The organism is Aeromonas sp. NJAU223, assembly GCF_051125555.1.
Classification (GTDB): domain Bacteria; phylum Pseudomonadota; class Gammaproteobacteria; order Enterobacterales; family Aeromonadaceae; genus Aeromonas; species Aeromonas veronii_G.
Genome location: NZ_CP144204.1, coordinates 4,054,280 through 4,078,596 on the forward strand (window position 1 = coordinate 4,054,280; position 24,317 = coordinate 4,078,596).

The 24,317-nt window shown below is 61.8% G+C and carries 17 protein-coding genes and 1 pseudogene; 11 read left to right on the plus strand and 7 right to left on the minus strand.

Going from position 1 to position 24,317, the window contains the following annotated elements; genetic code table 11:
• Nucleotides 1-79: 79 nt before the first annotated feature.
• Complete coding sequence (hldE, locus tag VZC39_RS18685; protein ID WP_434664457.1) at nucleotides 80-1,507, minus strand: bifunctional D-glycero-beta-D-manno-heptose-7-phosphate kinase/D-glycero-beta-D-manno-heptose 1-phosphate adenylyltransferase HldE; 1,428 nt, start codon at nucleotides 1,505-1,507, stop codon at nucleotides 80-82.
• A 269-nt stretch (nucleotides 1,508-1,776) separates the two neighbouring features.
• Here hldE and lpxL point away from each other — a divergent pair, with 269 nt between their 5' ends.
• Nucleotides 1,777-2,700 (plus strand): LpxL/LpxP family Kdo(2)-lipid IV(A) lauroyl/palmitoleoyl acyltransferase, encoded by a 924-nt coding sequence (gene lpxL, locus VZC39_RS18690; protein WP_434664458.1) that lies wholly within the window; start codon nucleotides 1,777-1,779, stop codon nucleotides 2,698-2,700.
• A 58-nt stretch (nucleotides 2,701-2,758) separates the two neighbouring features.
• Here the strand turns inward: lpxL and VZC39_RS18695 are convergent, their stop codons facing one another.
• The 3 genes from VZC39_RS18695 to VZC39_RS18705 all read right to left on the minus strand — a co-directional run bounded on the left by VZC39_RS18695 (nucleotide 2,759) and on the right by VZC39_RS18705 (nucleotide 6,597).
• On the minus strand, nucleotides 2,759-4,735 hold the full coding sequence (locus VZC39_RS18695; RefSeq protein WP_434668518.1) for a bifunctional 2',3'-cyclic-nucleotide 2'-phosphodiesterase/3'-nucleotidase: 1,977 nt from the start codon (nucleotides 4,733-4,735) through the stop codon (nucleotides 2,759-2,761).
• Nucleotides 4,736-4,861: 126 nt separating this feature from the next.
• Nucleotides 4,862-5,482 carry an L-lysine exporter gene (gene lysE, locus VZC39_RS18700; RefSeq protein ID WP_434664459.1) on the minus strand — a complete coding sequence of 207 codons (621 nt, stop codon included), beginning with the start codon at nucleotides 5,480-5,482 and terminating at the stop codon, nucleotides 4,862-4,864.
• Between the two features lie 335 nt (nucleotides 5,483-5,817).
• Nucleotides 5,818-6,597, minus strand: coding sequence for a LuxR family transcriptional regulator (locus VZC39_RS18705; protein WP_349919880.1), 780 nt, complete (start codon nucleotides 6,595-6,597; stop codon nucleotides 5,818-5,820).
• 64 nt (nucleotides 6,598-6,661) lie between these two features.
• Here VZC39_RS18705 and VZC39_RS18710 point away from each other — a divergent pair, with 64 nt between their 5' ends.
• The 8 genes and pseudogenes from VZC39_RS18710 (at nucleotide 6,662) to VZC39_RS18745 (ending at nucleotide 17,195) form a co-directional block, all read left to right on the plus strand.
• Complete coding sequence (locus VZC39_RS18710; RefSeq protein WP_349919881.1) at nucleotides 6,662-7,288, plus strand: acyl-homoserine-lactone synthase; 627 nt, start codon at nucleotides 6,662-6,664, stop codon at nucleotides 7,286-7,288.
• A 288-nt stretch (nucleotides 7,289-7,576) separates the two neighbouring features.
• Entirely contained in the window at nucleotides 7,577-8,476 is a 900-nt protein-coding gene (locus VZC39_RS18715) for a LysR family transcriptional regulator ArgP (protein ID WP_434664462.1), read from the plus strand.
• Nucleotides 8,477-8,562: 86 nt separating this feature from the next.
• Complete coding sequence (locus tag VZC39_RS18720) at nucleotides 8,563-10,581, plus strand: exoribonuclease II (RefSeq protein WP_434664463.1); 2,019 nt, start codon at nucleotides 8,563-8,565, stop codon at nucleotides 10,579-10,581.
• Between the two features lie 592 nt (nucleotides 10,582-11,173).
• Entirely contained in the window at nucleotides 11,174-13,102 is a 1,929-nt protein-coding gene (locus VZC39_RS18725; RefSeq protein ID WP_434664464.1) for a PTS mannitol transporter subunit IICBA, read from the plus strand.
• Nucleotides 13,103-13,136: 34 nt separating this feature from the next.
• Complete coding sequence (locus tag VZC39_RS18730; protein WP_434664466.1) at nucleotides 13,137-14,279, plus strand: mannitol-1-phosphate 5-dehydrogenase; 1,143 nt, start codon at nucleotides 13,137-13,139, stop codon at nucleotides 14,277-14,279.
• 112 nt (nucleotides 14,280-14,391) lie between these two features.
• Nucleotides 14,392-14,913 carry an MltR family transcriptional regulator gene (locus VZC39_RS18735; protein WP_349919889.1) on the plus strand — a complete coding sequence of 174 codons (522 nt, stop codon included), beginning with the start codon at nucleotides 14,392-14,394 and terminating at the stop codon, nucleotides 14,911-14,913.
• 22 nt (nucleotides 14,914-14,935) lie between these two features.
• Nucleotides 14,936-16,848: pseudogene (locus VZC39_RS18740) on the plus strand (cation:proton antiporter).
• A 98-nt stretch (nucleotides 16,849-16,946) separates the two neighbouring features.
• Complete coding sequence (locus VZC39_RS18745; protein WP_349919891.1) at nucleotides 16,947-17,195, plus strand: hypothetical protein; 249 nt, start codon at nucleotides 16,947-16,949, stop codon at nucleotides 17,193-17,195.
• Nucleotides 17,196-17,235: 40 nt separating this feature from the next.
• On the opposite strand, the gene VZC39_RS18750 is transcribed toward VZC39_RS18745, so the two are convergent.
• Together VZC39_RS18750 and zntB are read right to left on the minus strand one after the other, a co-directional pair.
• Entirely contained in the window at nucleotides 17,236-17,754 is a 519-nt protein-coding gene (locus VZC39_RS18750; protein WP_349919893.1) for a mechanosensitive ion channel domain-containing protein, read from the minus strand.
• Nucleotides 17,755-17,763: 9 nt separating this feature from the next.
• Nucleotides 17,764-18,756, minus strand: a complete 993-nt coding sequence (gene zntB / locus VZC39_RS18755) for a zinc transporter ZntB (RefSeq protein ID WP_434664468.1) — start codon at nucleotides 18,754-18,756, stop codon at nucleotides 17,764-17,766.
• Between the two features lie 104 nt (nucleotides 18,757-18,860).
• Here zntB and VZC39_RS18760 point away from each other — a divergent pair, with 104 nt between their 5' ends.
• Together VZC39_RS18760 and VZC39_RS18765 are read left to right on the plus strand one after the other, a co-directional pair.
• The gene (locus tag VZC39_RS18760; RefSeq protein WP_349919896.1) at nucleotides 18,861-19,313 is read left to right on the plus strand and encodes a YaiI/YqxD family protein; all 453 of its coding nucleotides are present in this window, start codon (nucleotides 18,861-18,863) and stop codon (nucleotides 19,311-19,313) included.
• A 735-nt stretch (nucleotides 19,314-20,048) separates the two neighbouring features.
• Nucleotides 20,049-22,844, plus strand: coding sequence for a beta strand repeat-containing protein (locus VZC39_RS18765; protein WP_349919898.1), 2,796 nt, complete (start codon nucleotides 20,049-20,051; stop codon nucleotides 22,842-22,844).
• A gap of 188 nt (nucleotides 22,845-23,032) precedes the next feature.
• Here the strand turns inward: VZC39_RS18765 and VZC39_RS18770 are convergent, their stop codons facing one another.
• Nucleotides 23,033-24,238: a NupC/NupG family nucleoside CNT transporter gene (locus VZC39_RS18770; protein WP_349919900.1), complete on the minus strand. Its 1,206-nt coding sequence runs from the start codon at nucleotides 24,236-24,238 to the stop codon at nucleotides 23,033-23,035.
• Nucleotides 24,239-24,317: the final 79 nt, after the last annotated feature.

The following is a 24,317-nucleotide window of genomic DNA, read 5'->3' on the forward strand; positions in this document are numbered from 1 at the left end:
GTCTGCCCATGCTTCATCAGGGCGGACGGACACCATCAAAAAACCCGGCCTCGGCCGGGTTTTTCATGACATATCAACCTTAGCCGCGTTCGCGGATGGTCTTGATGATGTCGCTGGTGGAGCAGCCGTCCTCGAAGTTCAGCACCCGCACCTCGCCGCCGTTGGCGGTCACCTCGGCGTAGCCGGCAATCTCTTCAGGCTTGTAGTCGCCGCCCTTGACCAGCAGATCCGGCAGGATCTCGGCGATCAGCCGCTGCGGAGTGTCTTCACCAAAGGGCACGACCCAGTCCACGGCACCGAGTGCCGCCAGCACCGTCATGCGGCGCTCGGTCGGGTTGACCGGGCGACCCGGCCCCTTCAGGCGGCGCACCGAGTCATCGGTATTGACCGCGACGATCAGGCGATCCCCGAGCTTGCCGGCGTTGGCCAGGTAGGAGACATGGCCCGCATGCAGGATATCGAAGCAGCCGTTGGTCATCACCACCTTCTCGCCCCGCAGGCGGGCAGCCTGCACGGCCACCTTCAACTGGGCCTCGGACATGACGCCGAAGCCGGTTTCGTGCTCGGTGTAGAGCGCATTGGCGAGTTCGACCGGGCTGACGGTGGAGGTACCCAGCTTGCCGACCACGATGCCGGCGGCGGTGTTGGCCAGGGCACAGGCCTCGTCCAGACTCTTGCCGGCGGCAAGGGAGGTCGCCAGGGTGGAGATGACGGTATCACCGGCACCGGTCACGTCATAGACCTCGTGCGCCTGGGCAGGCAGGTGCAGCTCGGGCTGACCTTCGCGGATCAGGGTCATGCCGTTCTCGGAGCGCGTCACCAGCAGGGCCGCCAACTCGAAGCGCTTGACCAGCTCCAGCCCCTTGGCGACCAGCTCGGCCTCGTTCTTCACCTTGCCCACCACGGCCTCGAATTCGGACATGTTGGGGGTCAGCAGGGTGGCGCCACGGTACTTCTCGAAATCCGTCCCCTTGGGGTCCACCAGCACGGGGATGCCGGCGGCGCGGGCACGAGCAATCATGCCGGGGACGTCGTTCAGGGCGCCCTTGCCGTAGTCGGAGAGGATCATCACGTCCGCCTGGGGCAGCGCCTGCTCGACCTTGTTCATCAGCAGGGAGGCGTCCACGTCGTGGAAAGCCTCTTCAAAATCCAGACGCAGCAGTTGCTGGTTGCGCGACAACACCCGCAGCTTGGTGATGGTCGGATAGTCCGCCAGACGAACAAAATCACAGGCGACCTTGACCCCGGCCATCTGGCTCGCCAGGGCGTCGGCCGGCTCATCCTGACCGGTCAGTCCCAGCAGCACGGCGTGGGCACCGAGCGCGGCCGAGTTCAGGGCCACGTTGGCGGCGCCACCCGGGCGCTCCTCGATGTGTTCGACCTTGACCACGGGCACCGGCGCCTCGGGGGAGATCCGGCCGGTGGGGCCGTGCCAATAGCGGTCCAACATGACATCGCCAACGACCAGGACGCGGGCTTTTTCAAACTCGGGCAGGGTGATCTTCATCTGTATCGGCTCTCAAAACCTGAAAAATTCAGTCCCGGATTTTATCACACTCTTTTCCCTGGCGTGAAAAAAGCGCGGTAACCCCAGCGGTGGCGGCCCTTCCCCGTCGTTTGACCCCTCTGACCAGATGCGGCGATTCGCACCCGCCCCCCCTTTTCGGATAGAATCCTCAGATTGCGCTTAACACCGTTCGCACGGGGCCAGTGCCGCGAGGCCCTCTCCCTCATGCGGCCTCCCGCTGATTTGCGATTGAGAACAAGAGACTCTTCATGGCCCAAGAACACGCTCCCCGCCTCGAACCCCGTCTGTTCCATCCCCGTTATTGGGGCAGCTGGCTCGGCCTCAGTCTGCTCTGGCTGCTGGTGCTGCTGCCCTGGCGCAGCCAGATGTGGCTGGGCCGCCAGCTCGGTACCCTGGCTCGCAAGATATTGAAATCCCGCGTCAAGATCGCGCGCCGCAATCTGGAGCTGGCCATGCCCGAGCTCAGCCGGGATCAGCGAGAGGCCTTGCTGGTGCAAAACTTCGAGAGCGTGGGCTGCGCCATCTTCGAGGTGGGCATCGCCTGGTTCTGGCCGGACTGGCGGATGCGCCGCCTGATGAAGGTGGAAGGAGAAGAGCACGTCATCGACGCCGTCGAGAAGGGTCAGGGCATGCTGCTGCTCTCCTGCCACTTCCTGACGCTGGAACTCAACGCCCGCTGCTTCGGCCTGGTACGGCCCGGGGTCGGCGTCTACCGCCCCAACACCAATCCCGTGCTGGAGTATGCCCAGTACCACGGCCGCTGCGCCTCCAACAAGTATCTGGTGGACCGGCTGGACGTGAAGGGGATGATCAAGGCCCTGCGCAACGGCGATGCCCTCTGGTACGCGCCGGATCACGACTACGGCGCCCATGCCAGCGTCTTCGTGCCCTACTTCGCGGTGGAGCAGGCCGCCACCATCACCGGCACCGCCACCCTGGCCCGGGTCAAGAACACCGTCACCCTGCCCTGCTACAACATCCGTACCCAGGACGGCTACACCCTGCACATCGGGGCGCCCCTGACGGATTATCCGAGCGGCGATGACGTGGCCGATGCCGCCCGCGCCAACCGGGAGATTGAAGCCGCCGTACGCCGCGCGCCCGAGCAGTACATGTGGCTGCACCGCCGCTTCAAGACCCGCCCCAATCCGGAGGATGCGGGTTTCTACTAAGCGCCGCCCCACGAAAAAGCCCTCGCACAGCGAGGGCTTTTTGTTATCGGTCTGGGAGTCAGCGAACCAGCCGGTAGATGGCGTAACCCGGATGTTTGGCATCACTCATTGGCAGAGTGGACTGATAGCTCAAGTCTGCCCCCGCCAGGGCTTTGGCCTCATCCCGTGGCGAAGAGTAGAGGCGCACGTCCACGCCCGCAGGCAGTACCTTCATGTGCCAGTTGTCGTTGGCCGCCGGGCTGAAGCCGGACGGGTTGTCCGCGGACTGGGACTTCAGATACTGGGCGATGATCTCCCGCGTTTCGAAGGGATCCTCGTGGACGATGTTGCTGCCATCGATCCCCGGGAAGTGTCCGCCGCCGCTGGCACGGTAGTTGTTGGTCACCACGTAGAACTTCTGGGCCGGATCCAGGGGCTGGCCGTTGAAGGTCAGGCCGCTGATGCGTTGGCCATCGCTCACCTTGGCGCCGTCCTTGTTGTAGCGGGCGGGCTGGGTGATATCCACCTCGTAGCTGACCCCGTCGATGACGTCGAAGTTGTAGGTGGGGAAGTTCTCGTTCACCAGCCACTGCACGCCCGTGTTGCCGGCGTCGATCTGGTTGAACTGGCCGGCGCTCATCTCCAGCCACTCCTTGACGGTGGCGCCGTTCACCTCCACCACCTGCAGGGTGTTCGGGTAGATGTAGAGGTCGGAGACGTTGCGCAGGGAGATGTTGCCCTGGGCCACATAGGTGAAGTCATTGATGCCGTTGCGACCACCGCGGAAGGGGGCGGCCACCGAGAGGATGGGGTAAGGCTCCTTGAGCAGGCCGTCTTTTTGCAACTGCTCGGCATGCTGACGCTGGGCGTCACTCACCAGTTGGACGGACGGATCATCCTGCACCAGGGCGAAGAAGCTGTGGATGGGGGAGGTGATCTTGCCGAGCGGCTCGTCCAGCCAGAGGTTGGTGGCGTCGTGATCCGCCTGCACCAGGTCCACCACCCGCTGATCCACGGCGCTGCCTTCGCTGGAATCGATCTTGCGCAGGCTGGCCTGGCTCTGCCTCACCTGCCACTTGCCATCCACCTGCTCCAGCTTGAGATCGATGATGCCGAGGTGATTGCCCCAGTAGCCGGGCATGACGGTGGGGATGCCACTCAGGGTGCCAGCCTGGTTGTCCACCTCCGGCAAGTCCGGGAAGTCGCCGGGGAAGTTCTTGTGGGCGTGGCCCAGCATCAGGGCGTCGATGCCCTTCACCTTGGCCAGGTGCCAGGCGGAGTTCTCCATCATGGCCTCGTAGCTGCTGGCGTTGATGCCGGTGTGGGCGACCACCACCACGATGTCGGCCCCCTTGGCGCGCAGCTCCGGCACGTAATGGTTTGCGGTTTCCACCATGTCGGCCACCACGACCTTGCCCTCCAGGTGGCGCTTGTCCCACTGCAACACCTGGGGCGGGGTCAGGCCGAGGATACCGACCTTGACGGTTTGCGGCTGGCCCTTGTCATCCGTCACCTTGCGCTCCAGCAGCAGGTAGGGGGTGAACTTGTTGCCGCTCCAGTCAATCTGCCCCTTGGCATCGCGCTTGAAACTCCCGGCCTCGAACACGTTGGCGTTCACGTAGGGGAACTTGGCCCCCGCCAGCACCTTGCCGAGGTAGTCCAGCCCGTAGTTGAACTCGTGGTTGCCGAGGTTGCCGGCGTCATAGCCGAGTTCGTTCATGGCCTTGAACACCGGATGAGCCTGCTTGTCGAGGTAGCCGGCACCGGACTGTTCGAAGATGTAGTCAGCCAGCGGCGTGCCCTGAATGAGATCGCCGTTGTCGAGCAGCAGGTTGTTGGGGTTCTCGGCGCGGGCGGCCCGGATCAGCAGAGCCGTGCGGGAGAGGCCGAATTTGCGATCCTCCTTGTTCTGGTAGTAGTCATAGCCCAGCACGTTGGAGTGGATATCGGAGGTCTGGATGAGGCGCAGGGAGACGGCTCCCGGTTGCGCCTCGCTGTCGTTGTCGCTGCTACAGGCAGACAACAGCACGATGGCGGCAATAGCCCCCAGTTTCATGGTTTTATTCACTGTCTATTCCCTTTTTTATGAGTGACGCTTTACCAGCGACGGGAATTTAACAGACGAATATGTCAGCAGATGAAGCCGGGACTCATTTTTATGAGGCCCGGCACAAAAATAGCCTTATGACGCCATCAGGGCCCCGAACGCCAACTTGGCTGCCAGCACCAGCATGATGATACCGACAATAATATCAATGGCTTGCTGCACTTTCCCCCGTGCGAGCCAGGGTGAAAGCGCCGCCGCCCCGAACGCCAGGCTGTAGAACCAGACCAGGGAGGCCAGCATGGCCCCGGCCGCGAAGGCGGGCCTGAGATCCTCGGCGAACTGGCTGCCGAAGGAGCCGAGCAGCATCAGGGTATCCAGGTAGACGTGGGGGTTGAGCAGGGTCACCCCCAGGGTCATGGCCAGCACGCTCTTGATCCCCATCAGCTGGGGGGAATCCTCCAGCGCCCCGCCCTGCCCGCGCCAGGCGCTGCGCAGGGACCGCACGCCGAACCAGCCGAGGAAGATCACCCCTCCCCAGGTCAGCAGCGCCAGCCCGATGGGGCTGGCCGCCAGCAGATTGGCACCGCCGAACACCCCGATGCCGATCAGCACGAGGTCGCACAGGCAGCAGAGGGTGGCCGTCAGCAGGTGATGGTTGCGGTGGATGCCCCGGCTCAGCACGAAGGCATTCTGGGCGCCGATGGGAATGATCATGGCGAGGCCGAGGGTAAAGCCTTGCAGGGTAGTGGCAAACATAGGGGGTACGTCCAGTGAAGAGATGGACGGCACTATAGAGCCTGCCTCTTCATCAGAGAAATTCATTCATTTGCTGATGCATTAGCCATTCTGATGACAAAGCGGTTTGCCATTCCCCCTCCCCTGTCAATAGCAGGATCTGACAATTGTCCCTCCCCCTCCCCGACCCGAGAATCGTCAGGGTTATTTCCCCGGGCACGGCAAAACGCCGGCCAGACGGGGAGAGACGCAATCCGGCATCCCGCGGCGACAAGGATCTTGGCACTGTGATCGGGAGAGGTGGAAGTGAGCTCCATGAGAAGCCCAGCGACAGCTTGTTGTCGCCAGGCCCGGGATCATTGCAGCAGCGAGGGATAGTTGGTGATCACGACCTGTTCCAGGTTGGGCAGCAGAATGCCGCTGCTCACCCCCTTGGCGATGGCCTGGTAGCGATTCATGGAGCCGGTCTTGCGGGTCACCTGATTGAGGTGGTAGTTCACGGTGCGCTCGGTGATGCCGAGGATGCAGGCGATCTCGCTCGAGGTCTTGCCTTCGCTGGCCCAGAACAGGCACTCGGTCTCCCGCTCGGTCAGCGCCTCCTGCTCCTCCTCCAGCATGCTCTTGCGCACGATCCGGATCGCCGCCTCGAAGATGTAGTTGGACATCCAGGAGAGGATGGGCGAGGACTCCAGCAGCAGATCGCTCGAGGCCCGCTCCCGGGTGATGAAGGAGAGAATGCCATTCTCCCCCGCCGCCCCGTGCAACGGGAAGGAGATGCCGTTGCGCAGGCCGAACTCCGCCGCCAGCCCCATCACATCCATGCTGCCCTCTTGCAGGAAGCGCGCCTTCTCGTCCAGCCGGTTCCAGTAGATGGGCAGGGTCTGCTTGCGGGCGAGCTGAATGATGGGATCACAGGAGAGCATGTGGTTGGCCGTGTAGGCCTGCACCCAGGAGTCGGGGCACTGGTTGAACAGCACCACCTTGGGCCTTTGCATGGACATGGGCAGGATGAGCGCAAAACGATAGTAGTCGTAACCCATTCCCAGGGTGAAGCGGCCGATCAGTTCGGCCAGCCGATTGCCATCGGTAACCAGTGTGAAATGTTCCAGATACTCAAGCAGTTGGTCGCGTGTCATTAGGCTAGCCCCCCTAGACAAGGCTTTGGATTATAGCGCCGAAACATGAAATGGAGAGACATGAATGCTTGTTTTCAAAGGAAAAATAAAAGAACACCCCAAATGGGAGGTCGAAAACGAGCTCTATCGCTTTCGCAAGCGAGTCTTCTCCGATCGGCTCGGCTGGGATGTGGAAGCCCACAAGGGGCTGGAGCGGGACAGTTTTGACAAACCGGACACCCACTGGGTGCTGATCGAAGACGAACAAGGGCTGTGCGGCTGCATCCGGTTGCTCAGTTGCGCCCAGGATTACATGCTGCCCAGCATCTTCCCCTGCGCCCTCGCCGGCGAGATGGCTCCCCGCGGCCCGGAGGTCTGGGAGCTGACCCGGCTCGCCGTCGACGCCAGCCGGGCTCCCCAGCTCGACAACGGCATCAGCGAGCTGACCTGCGTCATCTTCCGCGAGGTCTATGCCTTCGCCAGAGAGCAGGGGATCCGGGAGCTGGTCGCCGTGGTCAGCCTGCCGGTGGAGCGCATCTTCCGCCGCCTCGGCCTGCCCATCGAGCGTCTGGGCCACCGCCAGGCCGTGGATCTCGGCGCGGTGCGCGGGGTCGGCATCCGCTTCCTGCTGGACGAGCGCTTCGAGCGCGCCGTCAACCGGCCGCTGCGGGGCCGCTACAGCCGGGCCGGCGAGCTGCTCGGCACCCCCTGAATCCACTCAGCCCGCCCCATGCGGCCGACCCTCCGACTCTCGCCATAAAAAAGTCCCGGGACTGTGCCCGGGACCAAAACTCTCGCTATGGCCCGTTTCCACCCCATGCAAAAACGGACCGAGTGAGTATCCAATGAATCTCATTCGCCCGCTACTGTCACTTATCACAGTGGCCGACCTGCACCTTCCCGGCAGCCGGGATGCCACCAGAGCCCGCTTCGCCTGGTTGCCAACCCAGCACTTTCAGTAGCATATTTACTGATATTGAAATTTTCATAAGGAATGCTGATGAAGGCACTGGACTATAAGCTGCTGCTGGCGCTGGACGCCGTGATGGAGGAGCAGAATTTCGAACGGGCCGCCCAGCGCCTGCACCTCACCCAGTCCGCCATCTCCCAGCGCATCAAGCAGTTGGAGCAGCAATTCGCCGAACCGCTGATCATCCGCAGCCAACCCCTGCGGGCCACCGAGCTCGGCCAGAAGCTGCTGGCCCACTACCGTCAGGTGCGCCAGCTGGAGCTGGAGTTGGCGGGGGAACTCTCCCCCGAGGAACCCCAGGCACCGGTGCGGGTCAGCATCGCCATCAACGCCGACAGCCTGGCGACCTGGTTCCTGCCCGCCCTCGGCCCGCTGCTTGAGCAGCACCCCATCGAGCTGAACCTGCTGGTGGATGACGAGAGCCGCACCCTCGACAAGGTGCGCGAGGGCCAGGCATTCGGCGCCGTCAGCCTGCAGCCCCAGCCGCTCGCCGGTTGCTGTGTCGATGAGCTCGGCGAGATGCGCTACCTGCTCACCGCCAGCCCCGCCTTCGTCGCCCGTCACTTCCCGCACGGCCTCACCGCCACCGCGCTCGCCAAGGCACCGGCGGTGGCCTTCGACCAGCGCGACGACATGCACGTGAGTTTCGTGGCCCGCCACTTCGGCCTGAAACCCGGCGGCTACCCCTGTCACACGGTGCGCTCCTCCGAGGCTTTCGTCGCCATGGCCGAACAGGGACTGGCCTGCTGCCTCATTCCCGAGCTGCAGATCCGTCGCCAGCTGGCGGAGGGCAGCCTGCTCGATCTCTGCCCGGATCTTCACCTGGTGGAGCGGCTCTACTGGCATCGCTGGGTGCTGGAGCGGGGGCTGCACAAACAGGTCTCCCAGCGCCTGATCGTGCAGGGTCGCCGGGCACTGCAACCCCGCTGACGCGGCCATTCACCTTGGCTTTGGGGGGGTAAAAACGTATAGTGCTGGGCGATTCTTCATCGGTTTCCACCTCAGGTTCCTCACTTATGTTTCAAGACAATCCGCTGCTGGCCCAGCTCAAGCAACAAATCCGCGAGAACATCCCCAAGAAAGAGGGTGTGATCCGCGCCTCCGATCGAGGCTTCGGCTTCCTGGAGGTCGATGAGAAGACCAGCTATTTCGTGCCCCCTCCCTACATGAAGAAGGTGATGCACGGTGACCGGGTGAGCGCCCTGATCCGGACCGAGAAAGAGAAGGAAGTGGCCGAGCCGGACGCCCTGCTGGAGCAGGCGGTGACCCGCTTCGTCGGCCGCGTGAAGATGTTCCGCGACCGCCTCAACGTGGTGCCGGATCACCCCCTCATCAAGGACGCCATCAAGGCCCGCGCCAAGAAGGGTCTGGACGAGAAGTCCTTCAAGGAAGGGGACTGGGTGGTGGCGACCCTCAAGCGCCACGCCCTGGTGGACGGCAACTTCTCCGCCGAAATCACCCAGCTCATCGCCGACAAGGACGATCACAACGTGCCCTGGTGGGTAGTGCTGGCGCGCCACAACCTGGCCCAGATTGAACCGGCCGACCTGCCGGAGTGGAAGGTGATCGAGGAGGAGGAGCTGCCCCGCACCGACCTGACCTCTACCCCCTTCTTCACCATCGATGGCGCCAAGACCAAGGACATGGATGACGCCCTGGCTATCCGCAAGCTGGACAACGGCTGGGAACTGCTGGTGGCCATCGCCGATCCGACCGCCTACGTGGCCGAGGGCAGCGAGCTGGATCTGGAAGCCGCCAAGCGCGCCTTCACCGTCTACATGCCGGGCCGCAACGTGCCCATGATCCCGCGCACCCTCTCAGACGAGCTCTGCTCCCTGAAAGAGGGCGAGGAGCGCAACACCCTGTGCGCCCGCCTGCTCATCGCCGAGGATGGCCTGCTGCTGGAAGAGACCGAGTTCTTCGCCGCCCGCATCAACTCCCACGCCCGCCTCTCCTATGACGACGTCTCCGACTGGGCCGAGCACGGCAAAGAACTGAACATCGACGCCGAGGTGCTGGCCCAGCTGCCGCTGATGAAGGCCATGACCGAGGCCCGCATTGCGTGGCGTACCGAGCACGCCCTGGTGTTCCCGGACCGCCCCGACTACGACTTCGAACTGGGTGAGAACGGCGAAGTGCTGGCCATCCACGTGGAGCCGCGTCGCATCGCCAACCGCATGGTGGAAGAGTCGATGATCGCCGCCAACATCTGCGCCGGCCGCGTGCTCGGCAAGCAGGTGGGTTACGGCATCTTCAACGTCCACACCGGTTTTGACGAGGAGTCCCTCGATGGTGCCATCGAGCTGCTCAAGACCGCCGAGGCGCCGTTCGAGAAGGAAGAGATCGCCAGCCTGTCCGGCTTCTGCGCCCTGCGCCGCTGGATAGACAACCTGGATACCCGCTGGCTGGACGGCAAGATCCGCCGCTTCCAGAGCTATGCGCTGATGTCCTCCGAGCCGGGTGCCCACTACGGCCTGGGGCTGGACGCCTATGCCACCTGGACCTCCCCCATCCGCAAGTACGGCGACATGGTCAACCATCGTCTGCTGAAAGCCGTCATCGCCGGCAAGGCTCCGGGCCCGCGCCCGAGTACCGAGCTGACCGAGCACCTGACCGCCTGCCGCCGCCTGCACCGCATGGTGGAGCGCGACATCGGCGACTGGCTCTATGTCCGCTACCTGATGTCTGCCGCCGGCACCGATCAGGTGTTCAACGCCGAGATCATCGACGTGATGCGCGCCGGCCTCAAGCTGCGCCTGCAGGAGAATGGCGCCGTGGTCTTCATGCCCGCCCGCCACATCCTGGACAACAAGGACAGGCTGGAGTGCAACTGGGACAACGGCCGCGTCTATCTGGACAAGACCGAGGTGGTCTACGAGCTCGGTCAGGTGATCCAGGTCAAGCTGACCGAAGCGGTGGAAGAGACCCGCTCCCTCATCGCCAAGCCGGCGGTGGCGCTGGTACCTGGCCCGGCGCCGGTCGCCCCGGCCGCCGATGCCGAGACGCCGGCCGATCCGGCTCCCAAGGCGGAGTAAGCTCTCCCCTTTCAAAAGGCCCGCCCCGTGCGGGCCTTTTTCATGGCGGTGCCCGGGCCGCTCACCACTCATTCCCACCCCGCGTACCCCTTTCCCGATCCTTCCCCCTCAGGCTTACTACAGACGAAACTCTGCTCCCCTCCCTCTCTCTGCCTGAAAGTGGGCAACAAATCAGAGTGATTCATCGCTCAGTTAGCCCATTGCATGGCAGATCCATCGCTGCCACCCCCGGATACAGGTTCAGTGACAGGGCTTCAATTGGAGTCAAATTCGCATTTTGTGACTAAAATCACATTGACAGCCACTCACGGCAGGCATGAAAACGAGAAGTAAATCACGGTAAAACATCGTTCGCAGCAGAAAAGAACGAAAAGTAGCCAAAAAACAGTTCTAAATCGTGATTGGGATCACTCATGAGGGAGGGGGGAGGGAGGTGTATTTGAGAGGCAAGTCACAAGATGCCCCGTTTTCAGCCTAATTTGATCGCAAGCTGGTAGATTGAAGTTGCTTAGACGACCCGGATGGGGGTTCGGCAAAACCCACCACTCCGACTACCACTCTTAATCAAACAGGCTTAAAACGGGGTCCCGACATGTTATCACCGGATACCAAAGTCAAGATACAGAATTTTGGACGCTTCCTGTCCAATATGGTCATGCCCAACATAGGCGCCTTCATCGCCTGGGGCTTCATTACCGCCCTCTTCATCCCCACCGGCTGGCTGCCCAACGAGACGCTCGCCAAGCTGGTCGGCCCCATGATCACCTACCTGCTGCCACTGCTCATCGGCTACACCGGCGGCAAGCTGATCGGCGGTGAACGGGGCGCCGTGGTCGGTGCCATCACCACCATGGGGGTCATCGTCGGCACCGACATCCCCATGTTCATGGGTGCCATGATGGTCGGTCCCCTCGGTGGCTGGGCCATCAAGCGCTTCGACAAGGCGATGGAAGGCCGGGTCAAGAGCGGCTTCGAGATGCTGGTCAACAACTTCTCCGCCGGCATCATCGGCATGTTGTGCGCCATCCTCGCCTTCTTCGTGATCGGTCCCTTCGTCAAGGTGCTCTCTGGCGCCCTGGCTGGCGGAGTCGACTTCCTGGTCGCCCACAGCCTGCTGCCGCTGACCTCCATCTTCGTCGAACCGGCCAAGATCCTGTTCCTGAACAACGCCATCAACCACGGCATCTTCTCGCCGCTCGGCATCCAGCAGGCGACCGAACAGGGCCGTTCAATCTTCTTCCTGATCGAAGCGAACCCGGGCCCGGGCCTCGGCGTGCTGCTGGCTTACATGGTGTTCGGCCGTGGCAATGCCAAGCAATCCGCTGCCGGTGCCTCCATCATTCACTTCTTCGGCGGCATCCACGAGATCTACTTCCCCTATGTGCTGATGAACCCGCGCCTCATCCTGGCGGTGATCGCCGGCGGTATGACCGGTGTCTTCACCCTGACCCTGTTCAACGCGGGCCTGGTCTCTCCGGCCTCCCCCGGCTCCATCTTCGCCGTGTTGCTGATGACGCCCAAAGCCTCCCTCATCGGGGTGCTGCTCTCCATCGTCGCCTCGGCCACCGTCTCCTTCCTGGTCGCCGCCGTCTTCGTGCGTGCCCAGCAACCGGAAGCCGACGAAGCCGATGCCCTGGGTGAAGCCACCCGCAAGATGAAGTCCATGAAGGGTGCCAAGCCAGAAGCCGCTGCGGCCAAGAAGCCCGGTGGTGAACTGATGGCGGTACGCAACATCGTCGTCGCCTGCGATGCGGGCATGGGCTCCAGCGCCATGGGCGCCGGCATGCTGCGCAAGCGGGTAGAGGCCGCTGGCCTTAACATCAGCGTGACCAACCGCGCCATCAACAGCCTGGACGATCAGGTGGATCTGGTCATCACCCACAAGGATCTGACCGATCGTGCCCGCCGCCATGCGCCGCACGCCCAGCACATCTCCCTCAACAACTTCCTCGACAACGCCCTCTATCAGGAGCTGGTGCAGAACCTGAGTCTGGCCAGGGCTGCCAACGACGACGTAGCCAACCCGCACCTGCTGGTGGCCGCCAACGACGACAGCTTTGAGCCGCAGAGCACCGAGGTCTTCACCCTGAGCCTGCAGGACGTGCACCTGGGCCTTCAGGCCGACAACAAGGAAGCCGCCATCCTGGCTGCCGGCAAGCTGCTGGCCGAGCGTGGCTACGTGGCCCCGGACTATGTCGACGCCATGCTGGAACGCGAGCAGCTGGTCTCCACCTATCTTGGCGAGTCCATCGCCGTGCCCCACGGCACCATCGCCGCCAAGGAGCACGTGAAGCGCACCGGCATCGTCATCTGCCAGTACCCGGCCGGCGTGCCGTTCGGCGAGTCCGCCGACGAGGTGGCGCGGCTGGTGATCGGCATCGCAGCCCGCAATGACGAACACATTCAGGTAATAACCAAGCTGACCAATGCACTGGATGAACCGGGTCTCATCGACCGGTTGGCCAGCACCCGGGATCCCCAGGAGTTCCTGGATTTACTGGGTGCCGAACAGGCCGCATAACTCATCATCGTCTTTGGTTGTAGAGGTTAATATCATGAAAACATTGCATTTTGGTGCCGGCAATATAGGCCGTGGCTTCATCGGTAAACTGCTGGCCGACGCCAGCCACCAGGTCACCTTCGCCGACGTCAACGAGACCCTGATCGATCAGCTCAACCACCGCCAGGAGTACAAGGTGCTGGTGGTGGGCACGGATCAGAAGCTGGATGTGGTACGCAACGTGGCGGCCGTCAGCTCCGCCGGGCAAGAAGTAATCGATCGCATCGTCAGCGCGGATCTGGTGACCACGGCGGTGGGCCCCAACATTCTGGACAAGATTGCCAGCACCCTGGCCAAGGGGCTGCAGGCCCGCTTCGATGCCGGCAACCTGACTCCTCTCAACGTCATCGCCTGCGAAAACATGGTGCGCGGCACCAGCCACCTCAAGCAGGAGGTACTCAAGTACCTGCCGGTCGAGTATCATGCCCGGCTCGACGCCTGCATCGGCTTCGTCGACTCGGCGGTGGATCGCATCGTGCCACCCGCCGCGGCCAACGACGATCCCCTTGAGGTGACGGTGGAGAGCTTCAGCGAGTGGATTGTCGACCAGACCCAGTTCAAGGGCGAGCTGCCCAAGGTGGCGGGCATGGAGACGACCGACAACCTGATGGCCTTCGTCGAGCGCAAGCTGTTCACCCTCAATACCGGCCACATCGTCACCGCCTACCTCGGCAAGCTGAGGGGCTACCGGACGGTGCGCGACGCCATCGAGGATCCGCTCATTCGCAGCAAGGTGCGCCGCGCCATGGAGGAGAGCGGCGCGGTGCTGGTACAGCGTTACGGCTTCGATCCGCGGCTCCATGCCGCCTATATCGAGAAGATCCTGGCCCGCTTCGCCAACCCCTATCTGGTGGACGAAATCGACCGGGTGGGCCGTCAGCCGCTGCGCAAGCTGGCGGCGGGCGACAGGCTGGTGAAGCCGCTGCTCGGCACCCTGGAATACGGCCTGCCCAATGATCATCTGCAGGAGGGCATAGCGGCGGCGCTGCACTATCGCAATGCCGACGACCCTCAGGCGGTAGAGCTGCAAGCCTTGCTGGCGGAGCTCGGCCCGGCCAAGGCCCTGGCACAAGTGACCGGCCTGGATGCAGACAGCGAGATCGTTGCCGCCATCGTCGCCCGCTATCAGGCCCTGTGAGGACCCACTGGCGGTGTCCTGGTCTGCCCCGTCACGGGGTGATCAGGCGCCGCCAAGTTAAAAACCGGGAGAGAGCCTGGCTCTCTCCCAGTCAGCTGGACCCCAAGTACCTATGACCACACACCAGGAAGATGAAGTACTGGAACGACTGAACGAGCAGGATGGCCCCCGCGGCTTCTTCCTTGAGGTCGTGACCATCCTGGAAGAGGCGGTCGACTCCCTGATGCGGCGCGCGTTCCGCCAGGAGGAGTATGCCGTCAAATACGCCATCGAACCCCTGCTCAACCAGAGCGGCCCCCTCGGCCAGCTGGAGGTGCGCCTCAAGCTCATCTTCGCCCTCGGTCTCATCTCCCTCGAGCACTATCAGGACATCGAGGCCTACATGAAGATCCGCGATTTTCTGGTGCGCGACCCCAAGGATTACCGTTTCAGCGACAAACCCGTTCGCGACCTGCTCGATCGCCTGCATGGCATCAGTCAGGCCAGCATGATGCCGCAGGATCCCCCGGCCAACGAGGAAGACTGGCCCCTCTACCAGATGCAGCTCAACCGGCTCGATCAGATGGTACGCTCCGCCCTGGTGCTGGCGGTGACCGACTGCGTCACCGAGCTGCACAAGGAGAGCCCCATCTAGTCGCGCCGCACATTCCGCACCCATTTCCCCCTCCACCGCCTGGGCGCGGGTCGCTTACCCTGTTCCAATCGAATGTCAATTTGCCCCGCTTCCCCGCTACACTACTCCCAGTCCCATTACCTGCCCGAGGTTGGCATGATCGCACTCTCCCTGGCGGGGATCGCCCTGATCTCCCTGTTGGCCCAGTGGCTGGCCTGGTCCCTGCGGGTGCCAGCCATCCTGTTTCTGCTGCTCAGCGGCCTGTTGCTCGGCCCCGCGACAGGGGTGCTCGACCCCGATGCCCTGCTCGGGGATCTGCTGTTCCCGCTGGTCTCCCTGTCGGTGGCCATCATTCTGTTCGAGGGGGCATTGACCCTGCATCTGGCCGAGCTCAAGGGGATTGGGAAGGTGGTGCGCAACCTCTGCTCCGTCGGCATGCTAGCCAGCTTCGCGGTTATAGGCGGTGCCAGCTACTTCCTGCTGGGGCTGGATTGGCGAGTCGCCATGGTACTCGGTGCCGTACTGGTGGTGACGGGACCGACCGTGGTAGCCCCCATGCTCAACGTGATCCGGCCGGTGCGGGAGGTCGACAAGATCCTGCGCTGGGAGGGGATCGTCATCGATCCCATCGGAGCCTTGTTCGCGGTGCTGGTGTTCGAGGCGGTTCGCCTCGGCAGCCAGAGTGACGTGCTCAGCCACACCCTGCTGGCGCTCGGCAAGACGGTGGGGGTCGGCACCCTGATCGGGGTGGGCGCCGGCTGGCTCACCACCCTGCTCATTCGCAAGGACTGGCTGCCGGTCAGCCTGCACAAGTTCGGCGTGCTGGCGCTGGTGCTGGTCACCTTCACCCTCTCTGACTGGATCAGCCACGAATCCGGCCTGCTGGCGGTCACCGTCTTCGGCATCTGGCTCGCCAATCAGGAGGGGCTGGATCTGGAAGAGGTACTGGAGTTCAAAGAAGACCTCGCCGTCATCCTCATCTCCTCCCTGTTCATCCTGCTGGCGGCCAGGCTCGATCTGGCGCAGCTCTGGCAGCTCGGGCCCATGGTACTGCTCCTGCTGTGCGTGGTGCAGTTTGTGGCCCGCCCGCTCTGTATCCTGGTATCGACCATGGGATCGGATCTTCCCTGGCGTGCCCGCGCCCTGCTCAGCTGGATTGCCCCGCGCGGCATAGTGGCGGCGGCAGTGAGTGCCTCCTTTGCCATCAGCATGCACGAGGCCGGCATTGCAGATGCCGACAAGCTGGTGCCTCTGGTGTTCGCCGTCATCATCTTCACCGTGGTGTTGCAGAGCCTGACCTCTGCCCCCCTCGCCAGCCTGCTCGGCATGCGCCAGAGCGCTCCCAATGTCTGGCTGCTGATCGGTGCCAACTCGGTGGCCCGCGCCATCGCCAAAGCGCTGGCGGATCAGGGCATCCCGGTGCAGCTGTCGGATCCCGCCTGGGAACACTGCAAGCTGGCCCGCATGAGCAACCTGCCCTGCTACTTCGGCAATCCGCAGTCGGAGCAGGCCGAGTTGCACCTGCCGCTCACCAGCATCAGCACAGTGCTGGCCCTCTCTCCCAACCGCCACAACAACGCCCTCGGCGTGCTGCACTTCGCTCACCTCTATGGGGAGGAGAAGGTCTACTCCCTGCGCTCCAGCGATCAGCACGGCAAGGCGAACCGGGAGAGTGCCACCTTCCGCGCTCGCCAGAATCTGTTCGGAGCCGAGATGAACTTTGCCCGCCTGAGCGGCCTGCTGAGCCGAGGGGGTCAGATCAAGGCGACCCGGCTGCGGGAAGCCTTCGACTGGAACCAGTATCAGGAGGCCAATCCGGGCGCCATACCGCTGTTCCTGCTCGATGCCAAGGGGCAGCCACAGGTGGTCACCGGCCCCATTCAGCCCCAGACTGGCGAGCTGGTGATCGCCCTGCAACCGCCCCGAGACGCTCCCGTCCCGGATGCCATCAAGTAATCAGCGCCTGAGAGATGATAGAGGGCTGGCCGGACAGGGCTCCGCCCAGCCCGGGCAACTAGAATGAAGGTGAGTGTCATCGGTCATAGGAGGATGTCATGACGGTCACCGAATTGCGGACATTGCATCAGCAACAGCGTTTCAAGGAGGCGGAGATCCTGCACGATGTCATCTCACCTGGCTGGATCGTGGAATTTCGCGGGCAGGACGGTCGTCTGTACGCGATGACGGACACTCTGGGGTGCCCGGTGAGCTTCGCCTCCGCCGAGGAGGCGCGCGATCATATTCACCGGGTGGCCGATTGTCCGGTGCAGGTCGAGCATCTCTACCACTTCTTCGAACGCTGAGTCAGCCTGTCCATGAAAAAAGCTCCCGAGGGAGCTTTTTTCATTCTGGTTGCAGGGGCACGGCCTCCCTCTCCTCCAGCTTCCTGACCGGTTTTTGCAGAATCAGGTTCGCCGGATAGGTGACCATGTCTCCGTTGTCGTCCCGCACTCGCACGTAGAAGAGACCGATCTCTGTGATGACCCCCGTCACGGAGTCATCCTTGTCGAGGATGCGGATCCGATCGCCAATCTTGTAGGGAAAGGCGAAGAAGATGGTGATGCTGGCGGTGATATTGGAGAGGATCGACCACTGCGCCACCATGGCGACGCCGAGTACCGCGAAGAAGGAGGAGGCCAGTACCACCAGGCGAGAGAAGTCGAGTCCCCAGACTCCGGCCAGGATCAGCAGGGTCGCGCACCCCAGCAGGAAGTGGAACACATGCTCCACGTAGAGCACCCGGTTTTCACTCACCTGCCTGGATTTGGCCAGGGCCAGCAGGCTCTTGTGGATAAGCCCGCGAATAAGGGTGTGACCCAGCAGCAACAGCAGGGTCACGCCAAAAGATTCCCACGTCGTCATCTTCGCTCCTTACCACCAGCGTCTGTGTTTGAGCCAGACGCCCAGCCCGACGGCCAGCGCCAGCAGGGAGCCGCTGAAGATCCAGAAGGCGGCTGGGCTCTCGGCCCCCGGCATTCCCCCCAGGTTGATGCCGAACAGACCGGTCAGGAAACTGGCCGGCAGGAACAGCAGCGCCATGACCGACATCTGGTAGGCGCGGCGGTTGGTCGCCTCCGCCATCAGGTTGTTGATCTCGTCCGCCAGCACCGCGGTACGGGCCACCCCGGCATCCAGATCGTCCAGCCAGCGCCGCAGGCGATCGGCAATGTCGAGCAGGCGGCGCCTGTCATCTTCATCCAGCCAGCTAATCTTCTCGTTGGCGAGGCGGGCCACCAGATCCCGCTGGGGAGAGAGGTAGCGGCGGATCATGATGAGTTGCTTGCGGATCCTGGCCAGACGGCCGTTGGGGGGAAGATCCCGCAGCAGAACCTGCTCTTCCAGCTCCAGGATCTGATCGTGCAGCTCTTCGACAAACTCCCCCGCCCGGTCGGTCAGGGCATCGCAAATCTCCACCAGCCAGTCAGCTGGCGAGTCGGCTCCGCCCCCCAGCTTCAGCTGTTCGAACACATCCCGTTCAGACAACAGGGGGCGACGGCGGCTGCTCAGAATGAGATCGGGGGTGATGTAGATCCGCAGCGCCACCATCTCCTCGGGGCGGTGATCCTTGTTGTGGTTGATGCCGCGCAGGATCAAGAGCACCGTCTCCCCCATCCGGACCAATTTGGGGCGATTGCTTTGGCCGAGCAGAGATTCACGGACCACCTCATTGATGAGCGGCGTCTGCAGCAGCCAGCGAGCCGCTTCCGGATTGCCGTAATCCAGGTGCAACCAGCTGGGTTCGGCGGCGGGGATCTCGCTCCCCACCGCCAGAGGCTGCATGCCCCCCTTGCCATCCAACGTCAGGCCGTAAATCACATCACTGGGCACCCGATCCATCCACTCATCCTTTTCGCGTCGATTCATCGGGTCAGCTTACACGAAAGCGCGGCCTGGCTCAGCCCCGGGCGGTCTCTCTCGGCCAGCCATGCTAAGATGTGCCCTTCGTGTGAACCATTGGAAACCATGCCATGCCCATCTGGGTCGATGCCGATGCCTGCCCTCTCCCGGTCAAGGAGATCCTCTACCGTGCCGCCCACCGCACCCAGGTCGTTACCACGCTGGTAGCCAATCAGGGGCTGCGCGTGCCTCCTTCTCCCTTCATCAAGACCCAGCAGGTGGAGAAAGGTTTCGATGTGGCGGATCACGTGATAGCGCAGCAGGTTAAACCCGGTGACCTGGTCATCACCGGCGACATTCCGTTGGCGTCTTGGGTGATCGACGCTGGTGGCGAAGCACTCAATCCTCGCGGCGAGATCTATACCCGCGAAACCATACAGGCCAGACTCGGTATGCGTAACTTCATGGAGGAGCTGCGATCGGCTGGCGTCCAGACCGGTGGGCCCGCTCCCTTCAATGCCGCCGACAAACAGCGCTTCGCCAACGCCCTGGATAGATGGTTGCTCAAGGGCAAACTGACTTGACCCAGCACAGCGCTCCTCTTGCCACCATGGGCTTGGCTTGCCGGCCCATGGACTCAAGTCATCCCTTCCCATCCAGTTTCGTCCAGCCTGCTGTCTCACCTAAGTCTTGTCCTCATGCCATGGTTCACACCAAGGCCATCGATACCTGATTGCCGCCTTCTCCACCGGCAGAACGGTTCATCAATATAACTAAAGAACGGCGATTTGTTACAAAGCAATACTTTTAATTATATCAATAGCCATTGAAATACCCCTTCCCCTGACCTAGACATATTAACAAACCACAAATAATAAACTTATCCATAGCAGTCATCTAGGATTCACACCCTTAGCATTCACACCCACATAGAAAAGAGGGCTTGTCTCATAAAAAGCATCTATCACTAGAATTTAATACAGATAAATCAGCACATTGATAAAACATGTCATTCAACAAAAACAGAGATAAATATCTCTGCAGGATTCGCTGTCCCCTCATCAGGGTGAATCTCCTCTTACCTTAAGCACAGAGATTAAAGGGGAATATCCATGAGCAAGCCAATGACAGTATTTCTTTCGCTGTTTCTTACCTTCTTCTTATTCAGCTGCGGCGGAGGAGGCGGAGGGGGAGGCACCAAACCAACGAATCCATCCGCCAAAACTATCACCAAAATAGATATATCTGGCGATACCGCAGGCAATCAGGCCCGGGCAGAAGCCAACCCCAGCACCCCCCTTGGCCTGAGTACCCAGTATTTGGCCATCGCCACCTATAGCGACAACAGCACCGCCAACATTACTGACGTCGCCAGCTGGAGCAGCGCCGATACCAGCATCGCCACCATAGATGCCATGGGATTAGCCAAGACACTCAAGGTCAGTGAGACGGTGATCACCGCCAGCTATCAGGGAGTCACCAGCAATAGCTCGGAGCTCACCATCACGGATGCCATCCCCACCCAGGTTTCCATCATTCCCCCGACCACCAAGCTCGCCAAGGGGTTGTCACTGCAGTTGCAAGCCATTGCTACCCTCTCGGACGATACCACCAAGGATGTGTCGACTCAGGCCAGCTGGCAGAGTGACAACCCATCCGTGCTGAGCGTCGATAGCCAGGGGAAAATCACCGCAAACGATACTGGTGATGCGACTGTGACGGCCACCATATTGGGCGTCACTGGCCAAACCACTGTTTCTGCCGTCAATCTGGCCGTCAGCCAGATCCAGATCATTCCGGCCTCCGTGCAACTGGCCATCGGCACCACCACCAAGTTGACGGCCATTGCCACCTTTGCCGACAACAGCACCCAGGATGTCTCCTCCCAAATCGCCTGGCTGAGCAGCAACAACGCCGTTGCCACCGTCGATAGCACAGGCCTGGTGACCGGTGTCGCTGCGGGTTCAGTGACGCTGTCCGCCACCCTGCTCGGCGTCACCGCGACTACCAGCATTCAGGTCAACAACGCCAGCCCTACCGCCCTACAAGTCATTCCTGCCGTCTCGACCATTGCCCTCGGTACCAAGAGTCAGCTGCAGGCCATCGCCACCTTCAGCGACGGCTCGACTCAGGACGTGTCGGCTCAGGCACTGTGGAGCAGCGACAACCCCGTCATCGCCAGCGTAGACAGTCAGGGACAGGTCTCGGGTAACGGCATAGGCCAGGCCAGCATCACCGCCACCCTAGGTTCCGTCAGCCGCAGTGTCAGTCTGACCATAACCAATGCCATCGCCACCTCGTTGCAGATCATTCCGCCCACCGCCTCCCTGCCTGCAGGCACCAAGTTGCAATTCCAGGCCATCGCCAGCTTCAGCGACAACTCATCGCAGGATGTTAGCGACCAGGTCAGCTGGATTAGCTCGGATAACAGTGTGGCGGTCATAGACCAGTACGGTGAGGCAACTGCGGTCAGTACAGGAGGAACAAACATCTCGGCCCTCTTCCAAGGCGTCAGCAGCAATACTGTATTGCTGGTGGTCACCAATGCCACCGTCAGCAGCGTCCAGGTCGTCCTCGATAGCGGCAGTGGCACTCTGGCCAAGGGCAGCTCGGTCCAGTTCAAGGCTCAGGCGGTGTTGAGCGATGGCAGTACGCTGGATGTCTCCAACCAGGCTGCCTGGGTCAGCAGCGATCAGACCAAGGTCACCATCGATACCCAGGGTCTGGCGACCGGGGTCGCGGTGGGTACCAGTACCATCACTGCCAGCGTCAATGGCGTGACCAGCGCCGGGACAATCTTGACGGTCACCAACGCTATCATCGGCCAGATCCAGATCACCCCTCCCATTCTCACCCTGGCCAAGGGTACCAAAGGCAAGTTGACGGCTATCGCCACCTATAGCGATGGCACGACTCAGGACATCTCTAACCTGGTGGCCTGGAACAGCTCGGATATCGGTGTCGCCACCGTCAACCTGTCCGGTGAAGTCACCGCGGTCACCATTGGCAATGCCACCCTCACCGGTCGCGTGGGCAGCGTCACCAGCAATCCAGTCAGCCTGAGCGTCTCCAGTGCCAGCGTGAACCAGATCGACCTGTCTGCGACGGCATCGACTCTGGCGGCTGGCACCAAGACCCAGTTGACTGCCGTTGCCAACTACTCCGATGGCAGCAGCCAGAACATCTCGAGTCTGATCTCCTGGAGCAGCAGTGACAGCAACGTTGCCACCGTCGATACCAATGGAGAGGTGACGGCAGTATCCCCCGGGACTGCCACCATCACCGGCAGTTTTGGCGGGCAGACCAGCACCCTGATCATCACGGTCACGGCGGCAACGGTCAGTACCATCCAGATCAGCACCCCCTTGGCCTCCCTGGCACTGGGTACCAATGGTCAACTGAGGGCGCTGGCAACCTACTCCGACAATACGGTGGTGGATGTCACCAGCCAGGCCAGCTGGAGCAGCAGCTCTCCCGCCTTGGTGAGCGTGGATGCGAGCGGCCAGATCAAGGCTCTGGCCGTGGGTTCTGCCAACATCAGCGGCACTCTGGGCGGCATCACATCCACCATCAACATCGCGGCAACGGCTGCAACTGTGAGTTCGCTCAGCATAGAAACCATCCCCAATCTGGCGAGTGGAAACGAGGTACAGCTCAAGGCGACAGCAACCTTCAGTGACCTGACCACCCAGAATGTCAGCGCCCTTGCCCATTGGCAAAGTGACGATATTGGCGTGGTGACCGTCACCGGCACCGGGGTTGCACATGGGGTGGCGGCAGGCAATGCCAATATCAGTGCCAGCTTCCTGACCGGCTCAGACAGCAAGCCGATCACCATCACGGCAGCGACTCTCGGCAGCCTGACGGCCAGTTGCACCACCCAGGTCCAGCTCGGGCTGCTCGGCCTCCCGATTGCCAACATAGTGACCCGCAAGGCCGTCGCCAGCTTCTCTGATGGCAGCACGCTTGATGTCAGCAACAGCGTCACCTGGAGCAAGAATGGTGTTGTGCTCGGGGTAACCCTCAACAATATCGACATACTGCTGTTGACCCAGCAGGTGACTTACCAGGCCACCCTCAATGGCGTGACCAGTAATACCGTCACCTGTCCTTAAATAACCGGCATCGCCTCATCGTCCCTGCGATGGGGTCCTTGCCCCAGACAAAGAGGCCGCCACATTGGCGGCCTCTTCATTTTTCTGGTCACCCCCATACAGCACGAGACCGTATATCGATGCTTCCTATCACAAAAGAACAACCCCCTGCCTGGGCAGGGGGCTGTTGGCAAGACAAGAGCGACTTGTCAGATCATCACACCGGCGATCACAGCGGAGAGCAGGCTCACCAGAGTGGAGCCATACACCAGCTTCAGACCGAAACGGGAGACCATATTGCCCTTCTCTTCGTTCAGCGCTTTCACCGCACCGGCGATGATGCCGATGGAGCTGAAGTTGGCGAACGACACCATGAATATGGAGAGAATGCCGACGGTGCGCGGAGAGAGATCGGCGGCGATTTTGCCCAGATCCATCATGGCCACAAACTCGTTGGTCACCAGCTTGGTTGCCATGATGGAGCCAGCCTGCAGTGCCTCCCCGCTCGGGATACCGAGGATCCAGGCGATGGGGTAGAAGATGTAGCCCATCACGTGCTGGAAGTTGACACCGAAGGCCACCTCAAACAGGTAGTTCACCAGGGCGATCAGGGCGATGAAGCCGACCAGCATGGCCGCCACGATCACGGCCACCGAGAAACCGGCCATGATGTATTCCCCCAGCATCTCGAAGAAATTCTGGCGTTTCGGGCTATGGTGCTCGTCACCCTCTGCCAGGCTCTTGGCGTCGGTGACCGTGTTGTCAGGCTCATAAGGATTGATGAGGGAGAGCACCACGAAGGTACTGAACATGTTGAGCACCAGCGCCGCGACCACGTAACGCGGTTCAATCAGCTGCATGTAGGCGCCGACGATGGACATGGACACGGTCGACATGGCGGTCGCCGCCAGGGTATACATCTGCTTCTCGTTGAGGTGCGGCAGTATGTTTTTGAGGGCGATGAAGTTCTCGGACTGGCCGACGATCATGGAACTGATGGCATTGAAAGACTCCAGCTTGCCCATGCCGTTGATCTTGGCCAGCACGGTACCGATGCCGCGGATCACCAGCGGCAACAGGCGGATGTACTGCAAAATGCCGATCAAAACGGAGATGAAGACGATGGGCATCAGCACCATCAGGAAGAAGGAGAACGCCCCCTCATTCATCAGACCACCGAAGACGAAATCGGTCCCCTGTTTGGCAAATTCCATCAGCTTGGTGAAGCCTGCGGCAAAACCACCCACCACCGCCAGACCCACTTCGGAGTTCAACATGAACCAGGCCAGTGCCAGTTCAACCACCAACAGCTGGCCGATATAGCGCAGCTTGATCTGCTTCCAGTTGCGGCGGTTTGCCAGCAACGCCAACACGAGGACCATGACCAGTCCGAGCACAAAGTGAACGTATTCCATAGCGGTAGCACCTGAGTGAGTTTTAATTTTTTAACCGGCGCCATCATAGGGAATTGCCTATTTAAAAATCGGAGGGGCA

Coding starts and splice junctions, on each gene's coding strand:
- hldE (WP_434664457.1), bottom strand. CDS start 1,507: ATGAAGATCACCCTGCCCGAGTTTGAAAAAGCCCGCGTCCTGGTCGTT.
- lpxL (WP_434664458.1), top strand. CDS start 1,777: ATGGCCCAAGAACACGCTCCCCGCCTCGAACCCCGTCTGTTCCATCCC.
- VZC39_RS18695 (WP_434668518.1), bottom strand. CDS start 4,735: ATGAAACTGGGGGCTATTGCCGCCATCGTGCTGTTGTCTGCCTGTAGC.
- lysE (WP_434664459.1), bottom strand. CDS start 5,482: ATGTTTGCCACTACCCTGCAAGGCTTTACCCTCGGCCTCGCCATGATC.
- VZC39_RS18705 (WP_349919880.1), bottom strand. CDS start 6,597: ATGACACGCGACCAACTGCTTGAGTATCTGGAACATTTCACACTGGTT.
- VZC39_RS18710 (WP_349919881.1), top strand. CDS start 6,662: ATGCTTGTTTTCAAAGGAAAAATAAAAGAACACCCCAAATGGGAGGTC.
- VZC39_RS18715 (WP_434664462.1), top strand. CDS start 7,577: ATGAAGGCACTGGACTATAAGCTGCTGCTGGCGCTGGACGCCGTGATG.
- VZC39_RS18720 (WP_434664463.1), top strand. CDS start 8,563: ATGTTTCAAGACAATCCGCTGCTGGCCCAGCTCAAGCAACAAATCCGC.
- VZC39_RS18725 (WP_434664464.1), top strand. CDS start 11,174: ATGTTATCACCGGATACCAAAGTCAAGATACAGAATTTTGGACGCTTC.
- VZC39_RS18730 (WP_434664466.1), top strand. CDS start 13,137: ATGAAAACATTGCATTTTGGTGCCGGCAATATAGGCCGTGGCTTCATC.
- VZC39_RS18735 (WP_349919889.1), top strand. CDS start 14,392: ATGACCACACACCAGGAAGATGAAGTACTGGAACGACTGAACGAGCAG.
- VZC39_RS18745 (WP_349919891.1), top strand. CDS start 16,947: ATGACGGTCACCGAATTGCGGACATTGCATCAGCAACAGCGTTTCAAG.
- VZC39_RS18750 (WP_349919893.1), bottom strand. CDS start 17,754: ATGACGACGTGGGAATCTTTTGGCGTGACCCTGCTGTTGCTGCTGGGT.
- zntB (WP_434664468.1), bottom strand. CDS start 18,756: ATGAATCGACGCGAAAAGGATGAGTGGATGGATCGGGTGCCCAGTGAT.
- VZC39_RS18760 (WP_349919896.1), top strand. CDS start 18,861: ATGCCCATCTGGGTCGATGCCGATGCCTGCCCTCTCCCGGTCAAGGAG.
- VZC39_RS18770 (WP_349919900.1), bottom strand. CDS start 24,238: ATGGAATACGTTCACTTTGTGCTCGGACTGGTCATGGTCCTCGTGTTG.